We start from the raw sequence: 2,756 nt of genomic DNA, 5'->3' as shown, positions 1-2,756 counted from the left end.
TTCAGCTATGAGCTCTAACTTTACGTTATTTAATTTACTGTTGTTTCATTAAAGAAGCAATAACTCGTGAACCTGTGAACCCGTGAACTTTTGAACTTTAACTGAACGACTGTTAACTGCTGACCGTTGACCGTTCATTCCGTTCTCAAACTTTTTACCGGGTTTGCCATGGCTGCTTTTATTGCCCGGATACTTACAGCGGCCAATGCAATCAGCAACGCACCTGCGCCTGTCACCAAAAACATCCACCAGCTTATATCAATGCGGTAAGCAAAATCCTGCAGCCAGTTATACATTATCCAGTAAGCTACCGGCACAGCAATTACAATCGCAATTAAAAAAGTAATTACAAACCCTTTTGATAAAGTGGCAACCACATCTTTAATATCGGCGCCCAGCACTTTGCGAATGCCTATTTCTTTAGTACGGTTGATGGCGTTGACAGATGACAGCCCGAACAAGCCGAGGCAGGCAATAAAAATGGCAAAGAAACAGGCGGCCTGTATAATGCTTTGCCAGCGCTTGTCTGCTTCATACATTTTAGCTATTGTCTGGTCAAGGAATGTATATTCAAAAGGATAATTGCCGGTGATATCTTTCCAGGCTTTTTGCAGTTTTTCAATGGCAGCCTGCATGTCGCCCGCCTTTACCCTGAACATAAAATACTGCTCATAATTTTTTACCAGCACATGCTGTTCCGGCTCTATCTTTTTTGACAATGTTTCAAAATTGTAATCTTTTACAACACCAATTATGGTAGAGCGTATCGCTTCGTTATACACGCCAAGCCTGGCATCTTTTCCCAGCATTTTAAACAAAGTTTCATTTACAATGCATGGCCTTATTTTAGCTGAAGTGTCTGATGCAATTGCTTTTGAGAACGGCCGGCCCTGCACAAATTGTACACCGAGCATTTCAAAATAATTATAATCTACGCTCAGTTGTTTTAACCAGCGTTGTTCCCCGTTCAGCTTAAAGCCATTGGTGTTATAACTGCCATCGAGGCCGCCGTTCATGCCGGAGAAATATAAGATAGATGGCTGTGATTGTGCATATATGTACAAACGGTCGCGTACACGTGTTGTAAATTCAGGGTCCCATGTTGGGTTGCGTACCATCAGCACCTGGTCTTTATCAAATCCCAGGTCTTTATTACTGATATAATGCATTTGCCGGTTTACAATAAATGCTGCAAACATTAATACAACACAAACCGTGTATTGTACCGTTACCATAATTTTGGAGAACCGCGGGTTGATCTTAAATGTTTGAAAGCTTTTGATGATGGAAACAGGTTTCATTTTTGATAGCAGCAACGCAGGATAATAACCTGCCAGTAAACCCAGTATCAACGTCAATACAAGCAGCGAGGCCGTTACTTCTTTCCATGAAAAATCATGCAACACAATATGTGTTGACATGAGGTTATTAAACAACAGCAGCAAAGGTTGCAGCAGTAACAAACCAACAATCACCGAAATAATAATTATCAGTTGTGTTTCTGTCCAGAACTGGAATATTACTTTACCCCTGTTGGCGCCAAGCACTTTGCGCACGCCGATTTCCTGTGAACGTGCAGCTGCATTGGATATGGTAAGAAGGATGTAATTGAGCGAAGCAATGAGTAAAATAATTACAACAAGGCAGGTTAACTGGTAAATGTTTTTGGCATCGGTATAATGCCCCCAGGGATGCGAAATATTGTAATGGCATCGTACCAGCGGGCGCAGGTACCAGCGAAAATTTTTGAAATCATAATCTTTATAATACTGGCCATACTCCGCAACAAAAGGTTGGGTATAATAATTTGTAACCCATTTATTCATTTTGGCTTCAAATGCTTTAAAATTAACATTATCATGAAGCCGCACCATGTATAAAACACTGGCCTGGTTAAAGCCTTCCTGCAAACGGTCTGCATAACCGGGATCGGCTTCGGTACGTACAACCAGCCCGTACTGTATGCTCGAATTTCCCGGGGCATCTTCTGCAACGCCGCTCACCGTAAAAAGCATGGCTGAATCAATATCAATCTCAATTGTTTTTCCAATAGCATCTGTATTGCCAAAATATTTTCTGGCAACTGATTGGGAGATCACAACATCAGACAAAGAACTCAGAACGGTTTTAGGGTTTCCTTTAATTAAACGGAAAGAAAAGTCGTTGAAGAAATTGCTGTCGGCAAACAGGCAATGCTTTTCCTTATACATTTCCTTATTCACTTTTACCAGCAGGTCTTCGTTGTCTTTAAAACGCGTAATGCTTTTTATTTCGGGAAAAGTATTCGTCATATCCCCGGCAACAACGGCAGGAAAAACCAGTTGGTTTTCCACGTCGTCATTTTTGGTAAGAAAAGAGAAAACGCTTTTTTTAGCGGTATCGGATGAAGGCCATACATTGCTCATCTCAAGCCGGAAAAGATGGTCTTTATTTGTGTGGAAACTATCATACGATTGTTCATAGCGGATATAAAAAAATAACAACAAACAAAAGGCAATAGAAACCGAAAGCCCCGCAATGTTGATAATGCTAAGCGTTTTGTTTTTAATAACATTCCGCCAGGCGGTTTTGAGATAGTTTTTAAACATAAAAGTTGATTTATTTAGCTGTGAGCCATGAGCCTTGAGCTGTCAGCTATGAGCCATGAGCTTTTGCTTTACGTTATTTAATTTACTATTGTTTCATTCGTGCATATTTGTTTTTTCAGTTGTCTCATGGAACCTCGCTATGCACATTCCCCTGTGTGAGAAAAATTA

General features: G+C 40.6%; 1 protein-coding gene. It reads right to left on the bottom strand.

The features are described 5' to 3' along the window. Positions 1-134 precede the first annotated feature (134 nt). On the bottom strand, positions 135-2,588 hold the full coding sequence (locus tag QM629_RS13890) for an ABC transporter permease (protein ID WP_415160485.1): 2,454 nt from the start codon (positions 2,586-2,588) through the stop codon (positions 135-137). Positions 2,589-2,756 lie beyond the last annotated feature (168 nt).

Origin of the sequence: Parafilimonas sp. (genome assembly GCF_047606085.1) — a bacterium.
Lineage (GTDB): Bacteria > Bacteroidota > Bacteroidia > Chitinophagales > Chitinophagaceae > Parafilimonas.
This window is presented reverse-complemented; position numbering and strand designations above follow the sequence as displayed.

What these genes read in the sequence shown, in the direction of transcription:
- QM629_RS13890 (WP_415160485.1), bottom strand. Translation starts at nt 2,588, where the DNA reads ATGTTTAAAAACTATCTCAAAACCGCCTGGCGGAATGTTATTAAAAAC.